This window comes from Synechococcus sp. JA-3-3Ab (assembly GCF_000013205.1).
GTDB lineage: Bacteria > Cyanobacteriota > Cyanobacteriia > Thermostichales > Thermostichaceae > Thermostichus.
Map to the genome: position 1 here is coordinate 2,007,244 of NC_007775.1, position 17,983 is coordinate 2,025,226.

Sequence of the window (17,983 nt, forward strand, 5' to 3'; positions counted from 1 at the left end):
TCTCTACGCCCAGGGCCTGCTTCCCCACAGCGATCAGCCAGGGGTTTTCGCGCCACAAAGAGCTGACATAGCTAATTGCCCATCCGCCGCTGTAGGATAGAGGCATAGCCACTGGAGCTTCTCTTCCTTCGTCACCCTAAGTTTTGGCCTGCAAGTTTAGTTGCTGCTTTGATCCCCGGAGTATTCTCTGGAAAGAGCCTTTCTATTTTTGGTGGGTGAGGAGGAAGATTGAGAGATTTTTTTGACAATCGCGTCGGCAGGACGGAATCCCTAGCGCCTAACCTGTCGCCGGCCCAGACCAGAGTGGCAGCCCCGCCGGAGATGATGGGGCCAGTGCTGAAAATTGTCGGCAAGCAGACCTTGAGCGGCCACATTCCCATCGGCGGCGCGAAAAACTCAGCTTTGGCGCTCATGGCGGGATCCCTTTTGGCTCCTGCCGCTTGTCGAATTCACAACGTGCCGCGCCTGCTGGACATTGAACGCATGGGGCAGATCCTGACCAGCCTGGGGGTTAAGGTGTCCCATGTGGGCAATACCCTTGACCTGGACGCCAGCTCCCTCAAAACTTCCCAGGCGCCCTACGAGTTGGTCAGCCAGTTGCGGGCCAGCTTCTTCATCATCGGGCCGCTGCTGGCGCGGCTGGGAGTGGTCAGAGTTCCTCTGCCCGGCGGCTGTGCCATCGGCTCGCGTCCGGTGGATCTGCATGTGCGGGGCCTGCAAGCGTTGGGGGCAACGGTTCAAATCGAGCACGGCGTGGTTCATGCCTATGCCCGCAAGCTGGTGGGAACCCGCATCTACCTTGACTATCCCAGCGTCGGCGCCACCGAGACGCTGATGATGGCCGCTACGCTGGCCGAAGGGGAAACGGTGATTGAAAATGCTGCCCAAGAGCCGGAGGTGGCCGACTTGGCCCGTTTTTGTCAGGCGATGGGAGCCCGCATCCGTGGCGTGGGCACCAATACGGTTGTGGTGGTAGGGGTGCCGCGCCTGCACGGCACCGAGTACACGGTCATTCCCGACCGCATCGAGGCCAGCACCTACCTCATTGCCGGGGCCATCACCCGCTCCGAACTCACGGTTGGCCCTGTTATCCCGGATCACCTGCGAGCGGTGATTGCCAAGCTGCGCGACATGGGGCTGCGGGTGGAGGAAGAAGGCCCCAACCGGCTGCGCATTGCCCCGGCTCAACTCAGTTCGGGCTGGCTTTGCCAGGCAACCGATATCCAAACCTTGCCCTATCCAGGTTTTCCCACCGATGTGCAGGCGCCGATCATGGCCTTGGCTGCCCTGAGCGAGGGCAGTTGCACCATCGAGGAGACGGTGTTTGAAAACCGCATGCACCACATTCCCGAGCTCAACCGCATGGGGGCGGATATTCGTCTCAAGAACCGGGTGGCCATTGTCCGGGGGGTGCCGTCGCTGTCGGGAGCGCCGGTGGTGGCCACGGACTTGCGGGCGGGGGCAGCTCTGGTGTTGGCTGGCCTGGCGGCTGAGGGCTGCTCTACTATCCACGGGCTCCACTACATCGACCGCGGCTACGAAGCTATCGATGAAAAGCTGCGCAGCGTTGGGGCCAAGGTGTATCGCTGTAACAACCCGGCAGGGATCCCGGCCACCCCTCAGCCTGAACAAGCTGATGGAAAGGGGATCCCATTGCAGAATTGGCCCACTTGAGCCTACGCCGTTGGGGGGATCCGCCGGCCCCCTCCCCCTTGTTTTCTTGAGGGAAAAAGGATGCGGTAGGCTAGGAGCCGACAGCCCAAATTCAGGGAGAAGGGGTTGGGGATCGAGAGCCATGTCCCAAGTGTACGACTGTGTCATCGTCGGCGCTGGCCCTGCCGGCGGCTCGGCCGCCTATCACCTGGCCAAGCGGGGGCGCTCAGTGCTGGTCTTGGAGAAGGATCCTTTGCCCCGCTACAAACCCTGTGGCGGCGGCGTTTCTCCCATGGTGGCGGCCTGGTTTGACTTCGATTTCAGTCCCGCCATTTCGCTGAAGATCCGGCAAATTCGCTACACCTGGCGGGGCGGGGATCCGGTCGTGGCCGACCTGGATCTGAAAGAGCCGGTATGGATGGTGCGGCGGGAGGTCTTCGACCATTACTTGATCCAGCAGGCGCAAAAGCAGGGGGCAGCACTCCAGACGGAATGTCCCGTCTCCGGCATTGAGTGGCAGAGCGACCGCTGGCAAGTGATGACAGCCACCGGCCCGGTCTGGGGTCGGTATGTGATCGGGGCCGATGGGGCCAAAGGCTCGATGGCCAAGTGGCTCGGCTTTCAAAACCGGCAGCGCCGCCTGGCTGCCGCCCTGGAAGCAGAAGTGCCCGTCTCAGAGCCAAAAACCGCAGCCGCCCATTTCGACTTTGGCGCCGTGAGCAACGGCTACATTTGGAACTTCCCCAAAGCCGATGGCTACTCCATCGGGGCAGGCACCTTTCGGGGTGGCGAAAAACAAAACTTGCGGGAAATCGCCGCCGAGTATGCCCAAAGCTTTGGTGTGGACTTGAAATCGGTCAGGCAGTTTGGCCATCCCATCTGTCTTTGGGAGGGGGATCAACCCCTGCACAGCCAAAATGCCCTCCTGGTGGGAGATGCTGCCTGTGTCGTCGATCCGTTTACCGCCGAAGGGATCCGCCCCTCCCTCCTCACTGGCATGCTGGCAGCGCAGGCCATCGACCAAGCCCTGGCGGGAGATACCGAAGCCCTGGCGAACTACTCCGCCCGCGTGCAGCAGGAGTGGGGCTCAGAGATGCGTTGGGCCAAGCGGATCGCGGCGCTGTTCTACCGCTTTCCGGGCGTCGGCTACAGGGTAGGCGTCAAGCGACCGGGAGCCACTCGGCGCATGGGCCAGATCTTGGCCGGTGAGCTGCGCTACAGCGATGTGGCCAGCTCGGCCATTCGCCAGTTGAGCGCTGGCCTGTTGGCCTAGGCCGGCCGCTGGGAGAGGGGGGCGGGATCGTCGAAGCGCCTGCTGATCAGCAGGCAGTTGCGGCCATCTGCCTGGCGAGTATAGCTCAGGTGGGTGGAGAGAGCCTTCATCAGCCGAATACCCCGTCCCCCCTCGGATTCGACCTCGGCGTCGGGGGGCCTGCTGGCTGCTCGGTTCTGGAAGAATTCCTCCAAGTTGAACTCCTGCCCTTGATCCCAGATGCGCAGCTCCAGCTCCTGGGGCATCAGAACCAGCTCGATATCGATGGGTGTACTGGGAGACAAAGTGCGGTGGGCATGGCGAACGGCGTTGGTAAAGCCCTCCGCCAAGGCCAACTGGCATTCCAACCAGATGGGGCCCGGAATGCCGGCGTCGCGGAAAGACTCAAACCACGTCAAAACTTGGCTGAGAGCATCCAGGGTTGTGTCTACTCTCAGCGCAAAGGTCTGCTTTTCCCCCGACGGGATCCCTGCCGCGTTCAAAATCGAACCCCAAAGCTCAGACTGTTGCCTTGGCCCTCGCCCCCACCAGGGATCGGACCAGTTGATTCTAGACTAAGGCGCTGTTCAAGCCTGCCAACCCCCAACTTTGGGGGGGGCCACTAGGGGGCGATGATGAGATCCACGCGGCGGTTTCGCTGTCTCCCTTCCTCCGTATCGTTGTCGGCCACCGGCAGGGTGGGGCCAAAGCCAGAGGTTGTCCAGCTGATGGGGTGGTCTTCCGGCAACAGGTTAGCTAAGTAGTCTTTCACAGCGTTGGCGCGGCGCAGGGAAAGGTCGAGGTTATAGTTCAAGGAACCGATGTTGTCGGTGTGGCCGTTGACTTGAACGCGGGCGCCGGGCATTTCCCGCAAAGATTTGGCCACTTCTGCTAACAGGGAGGCCGCCTCAGGCCGAATCTCGGCCTTGTCGAAGTCGAAGAGCAGATCGCCCGGCAGGCTAATGGTTCGGGTTCCCACCTGAAAAGAGGTAGGGGTCGGCGTTGCGGTGGGGGCAGGGACGCTTGCTCCCTCCGGGGCGATCTCGGCAGTGGTGGCCGATTCTCGCCTCGGCTCAGGGGCCGCTGCTGGGGAAGACAGCCGTTGCAGCCGCGACTCCAGTTCTTCAACGCGGATCAAAAGCTGGATGGCCTGCTGGCGGAGTTCTCGAATCTCCCTTTCCAGATCCGTGGAGCCGCCGTGATTTGGATTCCCCTTTGGTGAATCTGCATCTGGGCTCACCGCTGGGAGACTGGCCTGGGGTGGAGACAGGGTGGGCAGGAGCGGCGGCGTGTTGGCCTGCGGCTGGGGAACTGGCAGCGGTTGGGTCTGAAGCGGCTGCGGGAGCACCATTCCCGCCCAGATGCCGCTGCCGACCAGGAGGATCCCACTCGAGAGATTGAGAAAGACCGTTGCACGTTCCGATGGGCGGGGCATCGCAGGCAAACCTCTGGCTAGATGGGCGCAGGCGAGGAGCGAAAACCGGGCTCAACTCAACGCCTAGAGTCGATCCTATCCGGCGACCGCAGCTTGCCAAGGGGATTAGGGGCTGCTCAGGCTACCCCTTCCCGCCATCCTCGGCAAAAGCCTAGTCGAAGCTGAGACGGCCCCGATAGCGTCCTATGAGGATCAGGCCGTTGACGGGATCCGCACAATCGACCACAAAAGACGGGAAGCGAGGGTTGTCGCTGATAACTTTTACTCGGGATCCTGACAGGCGTTGCAGCCGTTTGACCCACAGCTCGCCATCCCTCTGAAAGACGTAGATGCCCTCACCCCCCAGCTCTTTTTGCCGTTCGACAAAGATCCAGTCGCCATCTTCCAAGGTGGGAGACATGCTGTCCCCTTGCACCCGAATCAAACTGAGCCCATCCGGGTTCCCCTTCAGATGGGCCCGTAGCCAGTTACGCTCAAAAGCTAGCACCGACTCGATGGACTCTTCCCGCACCAGCGCCCCCGCCCCTGCCGAGGCGACCACATCCACCAGAGGCACGTATACATACTCCGTTTTGGCGTCGCCAGCCTCCAGCCGCGGGGATCCCTCCCCCGTAATCAGCCAACTGAGACTCACCCCCCCCACCTGGGCAATTTTCACGGCCTTGTCGATGCCGGGCACGGATCCCTTGAGGTAACTGCGCAAGGCTGTATCGCTAATGCCGGCCCGCCGCCCAAACGCATAAATGGCCTCATCGCCGATCACCTGTCGCAAACGGTCGGCAAAGGAGGAATCAGAGGAGGTGGACATCGGCTTAACGCTACGGGTTGTGTACAACTAAATTTCTACCACTACCTGTTGACAAGTCAACCCTCGTGAGGGGCAGGGGCTTATGCTGGGTTGGAGGGAAGAGGGCAGGGTTTCCAGTAGTAGGATCTGAGAGACTTCACCTGCTCTGGCTTGCTCCCTATGACCGTCTCAGACTGGAAACGCTGGCTGGATCATTTTCTCATTGCCCTGGTCTTTCTGGTGTTTGCCGGGTTTGTCTGGTTTGTCTTCTCGGTAACGGGAGCTTTCATCGGGATCCCGCTGGGCTACAAACTTTGGCTGCGGCTGTGGTTGCCTTTGTTCCAGCCGGCACTGGGGATCCTGATGGCTGGAGCCCTGCTGAGTGGGGTGTGGGGTTGGCTGGAGAAACGCCACTCCCGCAATCGAGACCATCAGCAGAACTAAAGATCGGGCAGCGCCGGGAGGCGGCAGACTGGCTCTATACTGAAAACGTAGAAAACGTATCTAAATGTTGAGCACCTGAGGCGGTCTGGCGTCGTGTTTGTCTTATCCGGCTACGAGTATTTGCTGGTCTTTCTGATCGTCTGCGCTCTGCTGCCGGTCTTGGCTCTGGGAGCTTCTGCGCTCTTGGCCCCAAAGCGGCGGGGATCCCTGCGCCGCAGCACCTATGAGTCGGGGATGGAGCCGTTTGGCCAGGCCTGGATCCAGTTCAACATCCGCTACTACATGTTCGCCCTGGTCTTCGTGATCTTCGACGTGGAGACCGTGTTCCTCTATCCCTGGGCGGTGGCCTTTCATCGCTTGGGACTGCTGGCCTTTGTGGAGGCCCTGATTTTCATCGCCATCCTTGTGGTGGGCCTTGTGTACGCTTGGAGAAAAGGAGCGCTGGAATGGTCATGACCTCTCAGGAGCCGGAAGTCTTGTTTCCGGCGTCTGCCCCGCAAGTTACCACAGACCTCTCGAACAACGTCGTTCTCACCACGGTTAACGACCTGTACAACTGGGCGAAGATGTCCAGCCTCTGGCCGCTCCTCTACGGCACTGCCTGCTGCTTCATCGAGTTTGCAGCCATGCTGGGCTCCCGCTTCGATTTCGACCGCTTTGGCCTGTTGCCCCGTTCTTCGCCGCGCACGGCTGATTTGATCATCACGGCGGGCACGGTCACTATGAAAATGGCCCCAGCGTTGGTCAAGCTCTACCAACAAATGGCTGAGCCGAAGTACGTGATCGCCATGGGGGCCTGTACCATTAGCGGCGGCATGTTCAGCTCCGATTCCTACACGGCGGTGCGAGGGGTGGACAAGCTGATCCCTGTGGACGTGTACATTCCCGGCTGCCCGCCGCGTCCGGAGGCGATCATGGATGCTATTGTCAAGCTGCGCAAGAAGATCGCCGCCGAAGACATGCGGGAGCGGGGCCGCCTGCAACAAACCCACCGGTACTACACGGTCAAGCACAACCTCAAGCCGGTGCCGGAGATCATCACCGGCAAGTATCTGGAGAGCGAGACCCGCCAAGCTCCTCCACCGGAACTGGCGGCGGCTATTGGCCTGCCGGTGCCTCCGGCCTTGCAGACTGCCGACTTCAAGCAGGCGGAACAGCAGCTCAAAGCTTTGCGGGGAGGGATGTGAGATGACAGAGGACAAAGCCCAGCAAAAGCCGTCCTCGACAGCCGAGCCGACAGAGCCGTTGGCGACGCTGGAACGGGGGCCGGTTTCCCAGTTCCTCGCCGATAACGGCTTTGACCATCAGTACCTGGGCAGAGATGCCGCCGGGGTGGAGCTGCTGGAGGTGGAGCGGGATTTTCTCTTGCCTGTGTGTACTGCCCTCTATGCCTACGGCTTCAATTACCTGGAGTGCCAGTGCGGCTACGACCTGGGGGCAGGGCAACCCCTGGTCAGCCTCTATCACCTGATCAAACTGGCGGACGGGGCAGATCGGCCGCAGGAGGTGCGGGTTCAGGTGAAGCTGCCCCGCCAAGATCCGCGGGTGCCCTCGGTGTACTGGATCTGGAAGTCGGCGGACTGGCAGGAGCGGGAGACCTATGACATGTACGGCATCATCTTTGAGGGACACCCCAACTTGAAGCGGATCTTGATGCCGGAAGACTGGATTGGGTGGCCGCTGCGCAAGGACTATATCACGCCTGACTTCTATGAGTTGCAGGACGCTTACTAGGGGGGATCCCTTAACCGGCTGAGCAGCGTTCGCAGGACGTGAGAGAAATGTGGCCTTTTTTGCTCTTGGCAATCTACGCAGGGGGAGTTTGGTACTCAGCCCGCAAGGCGGATCGCATCTACTCAGGCTCTGGAAAGTGGGCGGTGTCGGCCCTCTGGCCACTGCTGCTCTTGACCAACCGCCAGTTTCGCCAAAATTGGCGTCGTCCCTTGAACAAGTGAGTCTATCCCCATTGGTAAGCCCTTCTAGGCAAGACTTAGGCTTGGGCAATCCGGATTTGCCCTTGTCGCCCTCGCAGGCCGACCGGAGGTTGCCAGAGCTGATCGGCAGCCGCATTCGCGCCCGAGGACCCGTGACCTTTGCCCAGTTCATGGAGTGGGCCCTCTACGAGCCAGGTCTGGGTTACTACGAGCGGGAGCATCTCCCCCTCGGCTGGGACTATCGCACCTCCCCTCACTTGGCGGCGGATTTTGCCCAACTGTTGGCTGAGCAGATCTTCCAGTTCTGGCACATTTTGGGATCCCCTCCCCATTTTGCGGTGATTGAGATGGGGGCGGGCAGCGGGCGCCTGGCCGAAGATTGGCTGGCCTATGTGTGCTCCAATTGGCCCGACTTCTGGCAAGCCCTGGAGTACGGGATCCTCGAGCGCTCTGCTTTTTTGCGGCGGCTACAGCAGGAGCGCTTGGCCGGCTATGGCGAGAAGGTGCGCTGGCTAGAGTGGGACGAGATCCCAGATGGTTCGGTAACCGGCTGTTTTTTTTCCAACGAGCTGGTGGACGCCTTCCCAGTCCATCGGGTGCAGGTGCAGGCGGGGGCCTTGCGAGAAATCTACGTGGATTGGGCGGAGGGGGAGGGCTTCCGAGAAGTGTTAGGGGATCTCTCTACGCCCGCGCTGGAAGCGTACTTTGCCCGCCTGGGGATCCCGATTGCCACCTATCCCTCCGGCTACCAAACGGAGGTCAACCTCAAGGCCCTAGAGTGGCTCCAGCTTCTGGCCCGCAAGCTGCGGCGGGGCTACGTGCTCACCCTTGACTACGGCCACACCGCCCAGCGCTACTACAGCCCCCAGCGCTTCCAGGGCACGCTCCTGGCCTACCGCCAACACGGCACCTACGCGGATCCCTATGTCTGGGTGGGATCCCAAGATCTCACTGCCCACGTGGACTTTACCACCTTGCAGCAGGTGGGGGAGTCTCTGGGGCTCAAGTGCCTGGGCTTCACCCAGCAGAGCTGCTTTTTGGTGAACCTGGGATTGGCGGAAAGGCTGGCCGCCCTCGGCCAAGTTGGCGACGAGGGGGGGGATCTGGGCCAGGTGTTGCAACGGCGACATGCCCTTCACGCTCTGCTGGATCCGCTGGGGTTGGGGAGCTTTGGGGTGTTGCTGCAGGCCAAGGGCTTGAGCGAGGCGGAAGCGGCCCAGCCGCTGCAGGGCTTTGTCGAGCCGGAGCTACACTTATGAACCTCACCTTTTGGGTGGGCCTATCGGCTGCTGCTCTGACCACTGCCAGTTTCTTCCCGCAAGCCTGGAAAACTTGGCATAGCCAAAAGGCGGACGATTTTTCTTGGAGCTACCTGCTGCTGTTTGGGGCAGGGATCCTGATGTGGGATCTGTACGGCCTGTTGCGCCAAGATGCGGTCATCCTGCTTGCCAACACGGTAACCCTGGCGCTGGTGGGAGTGATTATCCTAACCAAACTGAGAACCTCGGCTCGCTAGGGGGAGAGGGGAGTTGCTCTGCATCTGGCCTGGGTTTTAGGCCTTGCTTGCCTAGAACTCCTCCTGACTAAGGGATCCAGGCCAGTGCGCTGCTGCTCAGCGGCAGGCGGCGACGGCTGTTGGGGATCGGCAGCCCATCTTGCAAGTCCACCAGCCACACTTGCCCGCTGCGGATCGCTTGCCCAGTGCGGCTAAAGGGGGCCCAGGGATCCGGGATCTCCTCTTGCAAGGGCTCCAAAAGCGTGTAGGCCAACAGGCGGCCGTCAGGGGAAAGGCTGAAGTCCAGCTCAAAGGGATAGTCGGCCCGCCCCACCTCTACGGTCTTGCCCGCCGGGGCCGCGCCGCCGCTGCCGAACACCACTGCCAGCAAGCGGGGGGACTCGGTGTAGGCCAGAGATGCCAACGCGCCCTCACCAACAAACTCGGCCTCGCTGACCAAGCCGTAAAAGACGGGTGCCCTCGGCGAAAAAGCTCCTTTGGTTACGGATCCCTCGGTAACCCAAATCTCCTCGCTGGTGCCGGTATTGCTGACGATAAAGAGGCTGCGGGTGTAGTCGGGATTGAAGCGCAGCAAAGCCCCGAAAGCCCCATCGGGACGGATGGCCAAGGTTTGGCCGAACTGGGCCAAAAAGCTCTCCGCTGCCGCCCGCGGCTGCAAGGGCACAATCCCCACCCCCTGCCCCTGGGAGATGAGCAGGCTGCTCTCATCAGGGCTGATGAAAAAGTCTCCCCCCAAAGCCGTATCCAGATCCAGCCGCTCAAAGGGATCCCGGCTCCTTTTCTGGATCCACAGTTCCGTCTGGACGGGAGCCAGGGGATCCCGTTGCAGGGGGATCCGCTCCGCTACCACCAGCTCCCCCGTCGGCGAGACCTGGAAGCGCAGGTTTTGGTAGCCCTGGTGGTCCAGCAGCAACCGGGAAGACAGATCCTCCAGATCCAGGCGGTAGAGATCCTGCTGCTGGATGGTGCTGGCGGTGGCAAAGTAGTAGACGAAGCGGCCATCGGCGCTGGGCTGCATCTGGGTAACCTTCAGCCCCGCCGGCGTCAGCAAAGTGGTGGATCCCGTCTCCAGGTTAAAGAGCAACAGCCGCCCCCGTTGGTCTGCTTCCGTGCCGATCCCCAACAACTGCCGATCCGGCGTGCGAAACTCGCCCTCAAAAGGCCGCGCCATGGGCTGGCCCCGCTCATCCACGGCTGCCTGCAGGCGCACCCGGTAGGTCTGGCCGTAGGGGGCCGGCTCTGTCAGCGTCCAAAAAAAGCGGCGGCCCAGCTTGCGCATCCGGCCCGGCAGAGGCGGCTGGATCTCCAGGTTGGCCGCAACGCTGTCCGCATCCATAGGGCGGTTGAAGGTCAGCACCATCTGCAGTTCCTGGGATCCCACCCGCTGCTGTTGCCAGTTAAAGTCCCGCACATAGGGGGCCGTGTGGTTGCCCAGCAAAAATAAGATCACCCCAACCGCCAAGTTGCAGAGGGTGATCCCGGCCACCCAGCGATCCAGGGGCTGGGTCAGCCCTCGCTGCAGAGCTGCATAGAAGCGACGTGCCGGCCAGGCAGACATCCGAGTCGTACAGTTTTCGACCTGATACATTTACGCTGAACACTGCTGAGCATTACTGCTCAGCGGTGAAGCGATAGCATTCTGTCCGTTTCCGTTGTCACTACGCGATGCTGACGCGACCGCGCTACTCGGACGGAGTCCAAACAGAAAGGCGGTATCCCGCAAAGCCCTGAGCATAACACCCAGAGCGCCTTGCCAATCTCGTGGTAGCCTATGGTTGCACTTTGGGCATCTAAACACCTTTGCGCCACCCAACTTGGTGTGGATGTGCCCGCACTTGGTACAGGTTTTGCTGGTGTACGCTTCCGATACTTCCACGACAACCACGTTTTTCTTCTTGGCTTGAAACTTCAGGAGCTGCTTGAACCGGTAGTGCGCCCAGGTGAGCATCGCCCTTGCTGTCTTGCTACCAAACTTCCTCCCTGCCTTGGCAACCATCTTGGCTGACTCGAAAGTGGGGAGGAATATCAATCGGTAGTTATCCGTCAAGAACGCTGCTACCTTACGATGGCACTCGTCCACCAAGTTCCTGATTCTCTCCCGCAGACGAAACGCCGCTTGCCGCATTCGCCTACGCTTGGGTCTCGGTGCTTTACTCAGCCTAGACTGCAGATCGTCTAGGTGGTAGCACAGCCGAACGATCCTGCCAAAGTCTCCCTTGGCGATATCTACAAAGCCCGCCCCATCAAACCCTGTAAGGAAGCTTCTTACTCCAGGATCAAGTGCGATCACCCCCTTTGCTAACGAACACTGCTCGTTCACGGGCTCAGGGAAGATGGCATACCATCTGTCTTTCACCCGCATTAGCTCAGTTCCACGTGCCCATTCTCTGGGCATCTCCTCGGATGCACGGAACGTCAAGCCTCGGGTGAGTTTCGGATACCACGTCCCATTGCGAAAGTTGCCGGCGTTGAATTGCAGCGTATGCGACCTGTCCCGCACACTGCGAAACCTCGCGTCTTTGCTTCGGCGAAACGCCAGCCACGCCTCGACGACCGCGTTCTGCTTGATGTGGCAAGGGACGTCCTTCACCCACCCGGGCAGGTCGGAGCGCAGGATGATGTCCCGCAGCTTTCTGGCCGTTTTTGGGGCACCATGCTGACGCTGATAGGCAATCGCTTGGTTGTAGCAGTACCGGCACGCCGCTTGCCACCGCTTCCAAACTTTAGCCAGCGCTGGCTCCGGATAAATCCGTATCTTTCTCGATTGCAGCCCGATATTTTCTGAGTCCGTAGAGCCGACTGCTGAAGCAGTGCAGGATGGTGAGGATATCCTCAACCAGTTCCTGTTGGGGAGAAAGGTGATCGTCATCGAGAACCAAGATTTCGCATCCGTATTGACGGCAGTACCACTCAACGAACTCAAATCCAAACCGGCAGAGTCGATCCCGGTGAGCGACCACAATTGTTCCGACATCTCCCGCACGGACTCGTTCCAATAAGGCAAGGAACTTTGGTCTTTTGAAGTTGAGACCGCCGCCAACCTCTCCGACCACTTCGGCTCCAGGATAGAGGTCAACCAGTCTTGCAATCTGTCTCTCCAAGTCTGGTTTCTGCCCTCGACTGCTGACTCGGGCGTACAAAACGACTCGTTTGTCCTTCTTGGGCGCTCTGTTCGCGTCAGCGGGCCGGAGGCCAATGTAGCTGTCGAGGTCATACCTTCTCGCCCTACCGGATGGTGTACGTGTTGCATTGATCCAGCCCTTCTGTTCCCATCGCCTCAAGGTGTGGAGACACACCCCAAAATAATCCGCCGCTTCTCTCGGTTTTACATACCTAGCCATACCAAGCAGCTATACTGAACATATTGTACATTATTTTCAGTATAGTCCAGCATATCATTGACTAGAGTCATGCTCTCAAACCAGATTAAGACACTTCCCAGGCACTCCGCGCCACTGCCCTCACCCCCAACCCCTCTCCCAGAGGGAGAGGGGAGTTGGGATTGGTCGGGAACGGGAAAACGGCTCTACTGCAGCATGACGAATAGAAAGTCTTCCAACGCCGTCAGGAAGGTCAGCACCTCGTCAGTTGCCTGTTCTTCCGTCAGGGATCCCAACTCGACGACCCGCTGAATCAGCTTTGCCACCGGAGTTGGCCCCTGCAGCAGCGGGGCCAGCCATTTCACCTTCTCGGCAGGGATGCGGATCCGCCCGTGGGTGGCCCCTGTCCACTGCATTTCGTAGGTGCAGTTCTCTTGCAGGGCCTTGTTGTACTCCTGGTGGAAGCGAGCGTTGTCCATCAGCAGGGGGTTGAATTGCACGGATCCCGCCAACCAATCTGCATCCGTCCAAGGTAGCACCAGGGAAGAGCCGGCGTGCTCGGCCCAAAAGTCGATGAGGCGATGGGCAGGCCGGATCAGCTCGTAGAGGTGCAGCCGCTCCATGACGCTGAGGGTTTCCAGCCGTTGCCGCACAAACTCCGGCACTTGCTTAAAGAGAGACTCCAGCGACCAGTCGGGCATATCCACCAGGCTTAAAAAGCCCAACCCCGCCTGCTGCAACATGCCAAACACCTCGGGGATCGTGAATCCCTTGTCGTTGGAGAGCAGATAGTTGTTCATGATGGCGGCATCTTCGGTATAGCTGGCCGGGTTCCACAGCACCGCCTTGGCCACCTCTTCCTGCAGGGATCCCATGAACTCCCGCACATGTTGCGCCCCCACCGCCGGCGGGACGTCGAATTGCCCCACCTTTTGCAAAGCTGCCTGCAGGCGGAGAAACACCTGGCGTTGGCGGCGGCTGTGGAGATTGGCGCGAATGATGCCCTCGGGCTTGAGGACTTTTTTCATCGCCCGCAAGCCCTCAGTGGGATCCGCCAACAAATACAAAACATCGTTCAGGCTGATGAAATCGAACTGGATCCCCAGGCGATCCAGCTCCAGCACGTTGAGGACGTAGCACTGGACATCGGTGAAGCCGTGGTGCCGCAGGCGTTCCTCGGTGAGCTTGACCGAAGCCGGCGACAGATCACAGGCCACGATCTGGGCGCCCGGATTGGCCTCCGCCATCATCAGCGTCTCCCAGCCGGAGCCACAGCCGGCGTTGAGCATCACCTTGCCCTCGGACGGGACGAGGGCGTGGGTGCGTAGGTACTGGGCGGTGGTATAGCTCATCTTGAACATCTCCCCCAGGGCATTGCGGGCCGACTGCGAGAGGGGCACGTTGGGGTAGGGCAGAGCCTCGTAGAGGCTGAGGGCCCGGTCTGCAGCCGAGAGGGCGGATCTGGTCATACGCAGAGGAAAAGCTCAACAGAGAGCGAGAGAGCGGTCGATGCAAAGGCAGGATGAATTTATGATTGAGTGTAGCCGTTGAGGGATCCGCTCAGAACTGGCTATGACTGCTGCTGCTTTGCCCCGTCGCCGCTCCCGTTTCTCCCTGGCAGGCACCCTGGCCGCCGTGGGCGGGGCGCTGCTGTGCGGGATCCTGGTGGTGCGGCTGCAGGTGCCGATGCTGGAGCGGATCAACCTAGAGGCCCTGGAAAATGCCGAGGCCCGCAAAAACCGCAACATCGCCCTGGCCACCACCCTGGGCTGGCTGGGCTACCGCAACCTGGGCGCCTCCTGGCTGTGGCTGGAGCTGATCCAGTACTACGGCGACGCCCCTGCTCGTGCCCAAACCGGCTACGGCCTCGCCTACGAGTACTTCGACCACATGCTGCGACTGGATCCCAACTTTTTCTTGGGCTACCGGCTGTCTAGCTTGGTGTTGGCCTATCGGGCCGGCCAGCCGGAAAAAGCTGTCGAGATTTTGGATCGCGGCCTGCAGCAGTTTAACCCCCAAAACAATCCCGACGCCTGGCGGCTCTACGTGGATCGCGCCTTGATCAACTTCATGTTTTTGGGGGATGCGGAAGCGGGCCGCCGCGACTACTACCAAGCTGCCGCCTGGCGGGAACAGGTGGGCCTGCCCGGCGACGACTTTCGCCAACTGGGGGACAACATCGCCCGCAGCCCCCTCAGCCGCCGTTCCCGCTTTGATGTCTGGCTGAGCGTGTTCAATGCCACCAGCGACCGGGATACCCGCCAGTTTGTTCTGGAACAACTGACCCAATTGGGGACGGTGCTGCGGACGCTGCCCACCGGCGAGATCGAGATTCTCCCACCTCCTCTGCCCGATTTTCCCGAGGAAGAGCCCTACCGCTTGCGCCTGTAATTCCAATCCCCTAACTGGGCAAAGATTGCGCTCTAGGGTTGTGACGTTGCCCCAAGAGGTGAGCTAAACTCTAACCCAAATTGTCATCCTGGAAGCCGTCTTCTTCACAGGACCGATCCCTGCGTCAGAGAATCTGCTCTCTCTGGCGCAAGCGAAGTGTTGCTCCCGCTGCCTCTCCTCGAAGAAGGGGCGGCTATCGTTCTTGCTTCCGGTTCGTGAAGACGCTCCAGGCTTTCGGTAAGTTCCCGCAGCTTCCCCATTTCTTATTATTTCTTAACTTTTGTTGTTCTGCACAATAGGAGTGATCCCCATGGCCTCAAGAACTTCTCTCCTGATGATGGCGGCTGTCCTTTCGGGCAGTTGGTTTGTCCTCCCTGCAGCGGCCCAATCTTCTGGGACAGCGCGAGTACGGTCGGTGGTGGATGGGGACACCTTTTGGGCAGACTTGAACGGCAGGCCAACCCGTTTTCGTCTTGCCTATGTGGATGCCCCAGAGCTGACGCAAGGGCGCTGGGGGCGGCTCTCGCAGGAAGCTTTGCAAAGCCTGCTGCCGCCGGGATCCCTGGTGCAGGTGGATACTCTCTACGTCACGCCAGAAGGGCTGCACATTGCCCAGGTGTACAACGCCGAGGGTTTGGTGAATTTGGAGATGTTGCGCCAGGGGCAGGCGGTGGTTTATGAGCGCTTTTTGTACGGGGCCAACCGGGAGCGCTACTTGGAAGCTCAAGAATTGGCCCAGGCGGCGCGACGAGGTTTTTGGCAGCAACGCAATCCGGTGATGCCCTGGGAGTTTCGGGAGACAGCCGCGCAAACCTCAGCCTTTGCGGGATCCAACGTTTTGGACGGCTCCTTCCTGCGGGAAAACCCGGCAGCGGCTGCGGGCGTGGGCATTGCCACCGCGGTGGTGATGGTGGGCTTGAGCAAGCTGCTGTGGAGAAAGCCCAGCCGGCAGAGGGTGAGCATCCGCCAGATGGAGCGGGATCTCAAACAACTGCAGCGCAGCCTGGCCACAACGCTGGCCAGCCGCAAGCAACTGGAACGGCAGTACGATCAACTGCTGCAAAAGGCCGAGGATTGGTTTGTCAGAGCCCAAAAGGCCAGCCAACATGACCAGGACGAGCTGGCGCGCCAGGCTTTGGTGCAGCGGAACCAACACATGAGTGCTGCAGAGGCGGTTCGCAAATCTTTGGATGAAGTTGAAGCGCAGGCGGCAACCCTCCGCGAAGGCATTTCTCGCCTGGAAAGCCAGATCGCGCTGGCCAAGCTGGAACGGGAGATGAACAACTAAGCCTGGGGCGGCGGCTTAAGATGGGGGAGCATCTACCTAGTGAGCCAACTGGCAATGGCGATGAAGGCAAGAGTATCCCCTCTTTTAGCTGCCCTGCTGTTGGTGCTGCTTTGGCTTGGGATCCCCCTTGGATCTGAGTCAGCGAATGGGGCAGCGGCGGCGAGTGCCAAGATCGATCCTGAGATTGACCGGCTGTTTGAGGAAGCCTTTGCTGCCACCAACCGGGGAGATTTTGCCCGGGCAGAGGCCTTTTGGAGCCAATTGTTGCAGCGCCAGCCCGACAACCCGGCCCTGTGGAGCAACCGAGGCAACGCCCGCGTCAGCCAGAACCGCTTGCAGGAGGCTTTGGAGGACTATGCTGAGGCCATTCGCCTGGCTCCCAACGCACCAGATCCCTATCTAAATCGGGGGACGGCTTTGGAGGGGCTAGGGCGCTGGCAGGAGGCCATTGCCGATTACGAGCGGGTGTTGCAGTTGGATCCCAACGATGCGGCAGCCTACAACAACCGGGGCAATGCCGAGGCAGCGCTGGGAGAGTGGCAGCAGGCCCTGGCCGATTACCGTCGCGCCACGGAGCTGGCTCCTGACTACGCCTTTGCCCAGGCCAACTACGCCCTCTGCCTTTATCAGGTGGGAGAAACGGAAGCTGCCTTGCGCCTGATGCGGGCTTTGGTGCGCAAGTACCCGAAGTTCCCGGATATGCGGGCTGCCCTCAGCGCTGTTCTTTGGGTGCAAGGCCGGCAGGGAGAAGCAGAAAGCCAATGGGTGGCTGTGCAAGGGCTGGATCCCCGCTATGCCGACCTGGAGTGGGTGAAAACCGTCCGTCGTTGGCCACCGGCGATGGTGGCAGCCCTGGAGCGCTTCCTTTCTCTGCGTTGAAGAGCCGTCAGCAGACTCCCCTGCAACTCTGGATCGCAGCAATTCTTAATCTCATCTCAATTGAGAGGAGACATCGATCCTAGAAAGGAAAAGCCCCCACGACTCCCTCAAAAGAGGAAACGGGGCGGGCGCAGTGCCTCAGTCTAAATCGAAATAACAACATTGCCATCTTTGAGTTATGGTTTCGGACTTGGCTCTGCGCATTGGCGAAGCGGTTGCTAGGGATCCCCGCAGCCAGAGGCTCAGGTTGCAGCCTGTCTGGGGGGGCGGGGATTGCCTAAATTGGGATCAGGACAACTGAGGATCCCGGCAGCCAGCTCAACCCAAGCCCAAGAGAACGCGAAGGGATCCCGACGGTTTCGATAGACTGTGAGAGGGACAGTGTAAAAAATTGCTTCCTCGAGCTTCCTCCCGCTCTGCTGTGTTTCAGTTCTATCGCGGCGTGTGGTACTGACGTGAGTGCAATGGCCTTTTTCTCTCGCTATTCTTTCCTCTCTCCTGGTTGGAGGAGGGCACTACGAGCTCAGGGGAGCTGGGCAGGGCTGTTGCTCATGGCTCTACAGCTTGGGCAGCCCGCCGTGGCTCAGACAGAGACCCAAGTTTGGAGTGGCACTGGCCAGATCTTGAGCGGTCAGGGGCAAGGGGCCACGGTGCAACTAGTTCTGGAAACCGGTGGCGGACGCATTTGGACGCAGTCGGGGCCGGCGTTGGATGCGCCCTTTTCCGGCGGGCAGATTTCGGTTACCAGCGGCGACGGCACCTGGCAGATCCAACCGCAAGGGGATCAGTTGCTGGTGACCTTTTACCGCGGCGAGCAGATCATCCGCTGGCAACTGCGCCCCGTCGGCGAGGTTCCAGCCTCTTCTCCTCCTGTGCCATCCAGCTCCTTGATCGGCGACACCGCCCAACCGCTGGCTCTGCCTGTGCAAGAGCTGGTCGTTCCCATCCAGAATTTGCCTAACAATCGCTGAGGGATCCCGCGGGCAGGTCTCCCGGTTCAGACATAAGTAAACTACCCGGCTCCGACCGCCCCCCTTCCAGCCCCCTGCCCCTGCCCCCCACTCCCCCCGTATACGGAGGGGAT

General features: G+C 60.5%; 20 protein-coding genes. 13 read left to right on the forward strand and 7 right to left on the reverse strand.

The window, feature by feature from the left end; all coding sequences use genetic code 11:
- Positions 1-321 precede the first annotated feature (321 nt).
- A complete protein-coding gene (gene murA / locus CYA_RS09375; protein WP_228375517.1) occupies positions 322-1,674 on the forward strand; it encodes a UDP-N-acetylglucosamine 1-carboxyvinyltransferase in 1,353 nt (450 codons plus the stop codon).
- Positions 1,675-1,795: 121 nt separating this feature from the next.
- Positions 1,796-2,926: a geranylgeranyl reductase family protein gene (locus tag CYA_RS09380; RefSeq protein WP_011430806.1), complete on the forward strand. Its 1,131-nt coding sequence runs from the start codon at positions 1,796-1,798 to the stop codon at positions 2,924-2,926.
- Here the strand turns inward: CYA_RS09380 and CYA_RS09385 are convergent.
- The 3 genes from CYA_RS09385 to CYA_RS09395 form a co-directional block, all read right to left on the reverse strand.
- A complete protein-coding gene (locus tag CYA_RS09385) occupies positions 2,923-3,408 on the reverse strand; it encodes an ATP-binding protein (RefSeq protein ID WP_011430807.1) in 486 nt (161 codons plus the stop codon). The two genes, CYA_RS09380 and CYA_RS09385, sit on opposite strands and share 4 nt — an antisense overlap.
- Before the next feature lie 119 nt (positions 3,409-3,527).
- The gene (locus tag CYA_RS09390) at positions 3,528-4,340 is read right to left on the reverse strand and encodes an OmpA family protein (RefSeq protein ID WP_228375265.1); all 813 of its coding nucleotides are present in this window, start codon (positions 4,338-4,340) and stop codon (positions 3,528-3,530) included.
- 151 nt (positions 4,341-4,491) lie between these two features.
- Positions 4,492-5,148, reverse strand: a complete 657-nt coding sequence (locus CYA_RS09395; protein WP_011430809.1) for an XRE family transcriptional regulator — start codon at positions 5,146-5,148, stop codon at positions 4,492-4,494.
- A gap of 159 nt (positions 5,149-5,307) precedes the next feature.
- On the opposite strand from CYA_RS09395, the gene CYA_RS09400 reads away from it, so the two are divergent.
- The 7 genes from CYA_RS09400 (at position 5,308) to CYA_RS09425 (ending at position 9,021) form a co-directional block, all read left to right on the forward strand.
- Positions 5,308-5,571 (forward strand): hypothetical protein, encoded by a 264-nt coding sequence (locus CYA_RS09400; RefSeq protein ID WP_041438440.1) that lies wholly within the window; start codon positions 5,308-5,310, stop codon positions 5,569-5,571.
- Positions 5,572-5,664: 93 nt separating this feature from the next.
- The gene (ndhC, locus tag CYA_RS09405) at positions 5,665-6,027 is read left to right on the forward strand and encodes a photosynthetic/respiratory NAD(P)H-quinone oxidoreductase subunit C (RefSeq protein WP_011430811.1); all 363 of its coding nucleotides are present in this window, start codon (positions 5,665-5,667) and stop codon (positions 6,025-6,027) included.
- Positions 6,018-6,758, forward strand: a complete 741-nt coding sequence (locus CYA_RS09410) for an NADH dehydrogenase subunit K (RefSeq protein ID WP_041438442.1) — start codon at positions 6,018-6,020, stop codon at positions 6,756-6,758. The genes ndhC and CYA_RS09410 overlap by 10 nt, the downstream gene beginning before the upstream one ends.
- Position 6,759: 1 nt before the next feature.
- Positions 6,760-7,305, forward strand: a complete 546-nt coding sequence (locus CYA_RS09415; protein ID WP_011430813.1) for an NAD(P)H-quinone oxidoreductase subunit J — start codon at positions 6,760-6,762, stop codon at positions 7,303-7,305.
- A 47-nt stretch (positions 7,306-7,352) separates the two neighbouring features.
- Complete coding sequence (locus CYA_RS14785; RefSeq protein ID WP_011430814.1) at positions 7,353-7,526, forward strand: hypothetical protein; 174 nt, start codon at positions 7,353-7,355, stop codon at positions 7,524-7,526.
- A 62-nt stretch (positions 7,527-7,588) separates the two neighbouring features.
- Positions 7,589-8,764 (forward strand): class I SAM-dependent methyltransferase, encoded by a 1,176-nt coding sequence (locus tag CYA_RS09420; protein WP_049749829.1) that lies wholly within the window; start codon positions 7,589-7,591, stop codon positions 8,762-8,764.
- On the forward strand, positions 8,761-9,021 hold the full coding sequence (locus CYA_RS09425) for a SemiSWEET family sugar transporter (RefSeq protein ID WP_041438445.1): 261 nt from the start codon (positions 8,761-8,763) through the stop codon (positions 9,019-9,021). The genes CYA_RS09420 and CYA_RS09425 overlap by 4 nt, the downstream gene beginning before the upstream one ends.
- 67 nt (positions 9,022-9,088) lie before the next feature.
- On the opposite strand, the gene CYA_RS09430 is transcribed toward CYA_RS09425, so the two are convergent.
- The 4 genes from CYA_RS09430 to CYA_RS09440 form a co-directional block, all read right to left on the reverse strand.
- A complete protein-coding gene (locus CYA_RS09430; protein ID WP_011430817.1) occupies positions 9,089-10,579 on the reverse strand; it encodes an Ig-like domain-containing protein in 1,491 nt (496 codons plus the stop codon).
- Between the two features lie 30 nt (positions 10,580-10,609).
- Positions 10,610-11,857: an RNA-guided endonuclease InsQ/TnpB family protein gene (locus tag CYA_RS09435; protein WP_148203200.1), complete on the reverse strand. Its 1,248-nt coding sequence runs from the start codon at positions 11,855-11,857 to the stop codon at positions 10,610-10,612.
- The gene (locus tag CYA_RS14175) at positions 11,745-12,362 is read right to left on the reverse strand and encodes an IS607-like element ISSoc2 family transposase (protein WP_011430819.1); all 618 of its coding nucleotides are present in this window, start codon (positions 12,360-12,362) and stop codon (positions 11,745-11,747) included. Before CYA_RS14175 ends, CYA_RS09435 begins: the two co-directional genes overlap by 113 nt.
- A gap of 185 nt (positions 12,363-12,547) precedes the next feature.
- A complete protein-coding gene (locus CYA_RS09440; RefSeq protein WP_011430820.1) occupies positions 12,548-13,810 on the reverse strand; it encodes a class I SAM-dependent methyltransferase in 1,263 nt (420 codons plus the stop codon).
- A gap of 103 nt (positions 13,811-13,913) precedes the next feature.
- Here CYA_RS09440 and CYA_RS09445 point away from each other — a divergent pair, with 103 nt between their 5' ends.
- From CYA_RS09445 to CYA_RS09460, 4 genes are all read left to right on the forward strand, one after another.
- The gene (locus CYA_RS09445; protein ID WP_011430821.1) at positions 13,914-14,732 is read left to right on the forward strand and encodes a hypothetical protein; all 819 of its coding nucleotides are present in this window, start codon (positions 13,914-13,916) and stop codon (positions 14,730-14,732) included.
- A 310-nt stretch (positions 14,733-15,042) separates the two neighbouring features.
- A complete protein-coding gene (locus CYA_RS09450; RefSeq protein ID WP_011430822.1) occupies positions 15,043-16,020 on the forward strand; it encodes a PspA/IM30 family protein in 978 nt (325 codons plus the stop codon).
- A 60-nt stretch (positions 16,021-16,080) separates the two neighbouring features.
- Positions 16,081-16,899 carry a tetratricopeptide repeat protein gene (locus CYA_RS09455; protein WP_011430823.1) on the forward strand — a complete coding sequence of 273 codons (819 nt, stop codon included), beginning with the start codon at positions 16,081-16,083 and terminating at the stop codon, positions 16,897-16,899.
- 551 nt (positions 16,900-17,450) lie between these two features.
- Positions 17,451-17,870: a hypothetical protein gene (locus CYA_RS09460; RefSeq protein WP_011430825.1), complete on the forward strand. Its 420-nt coding sequence runs from the start codon at positions 17,451-17,453 to the stop codon at positions 17,868-17,870.
- Positions 17,871-17,983 lie beyond the last annotated feature (113 nt).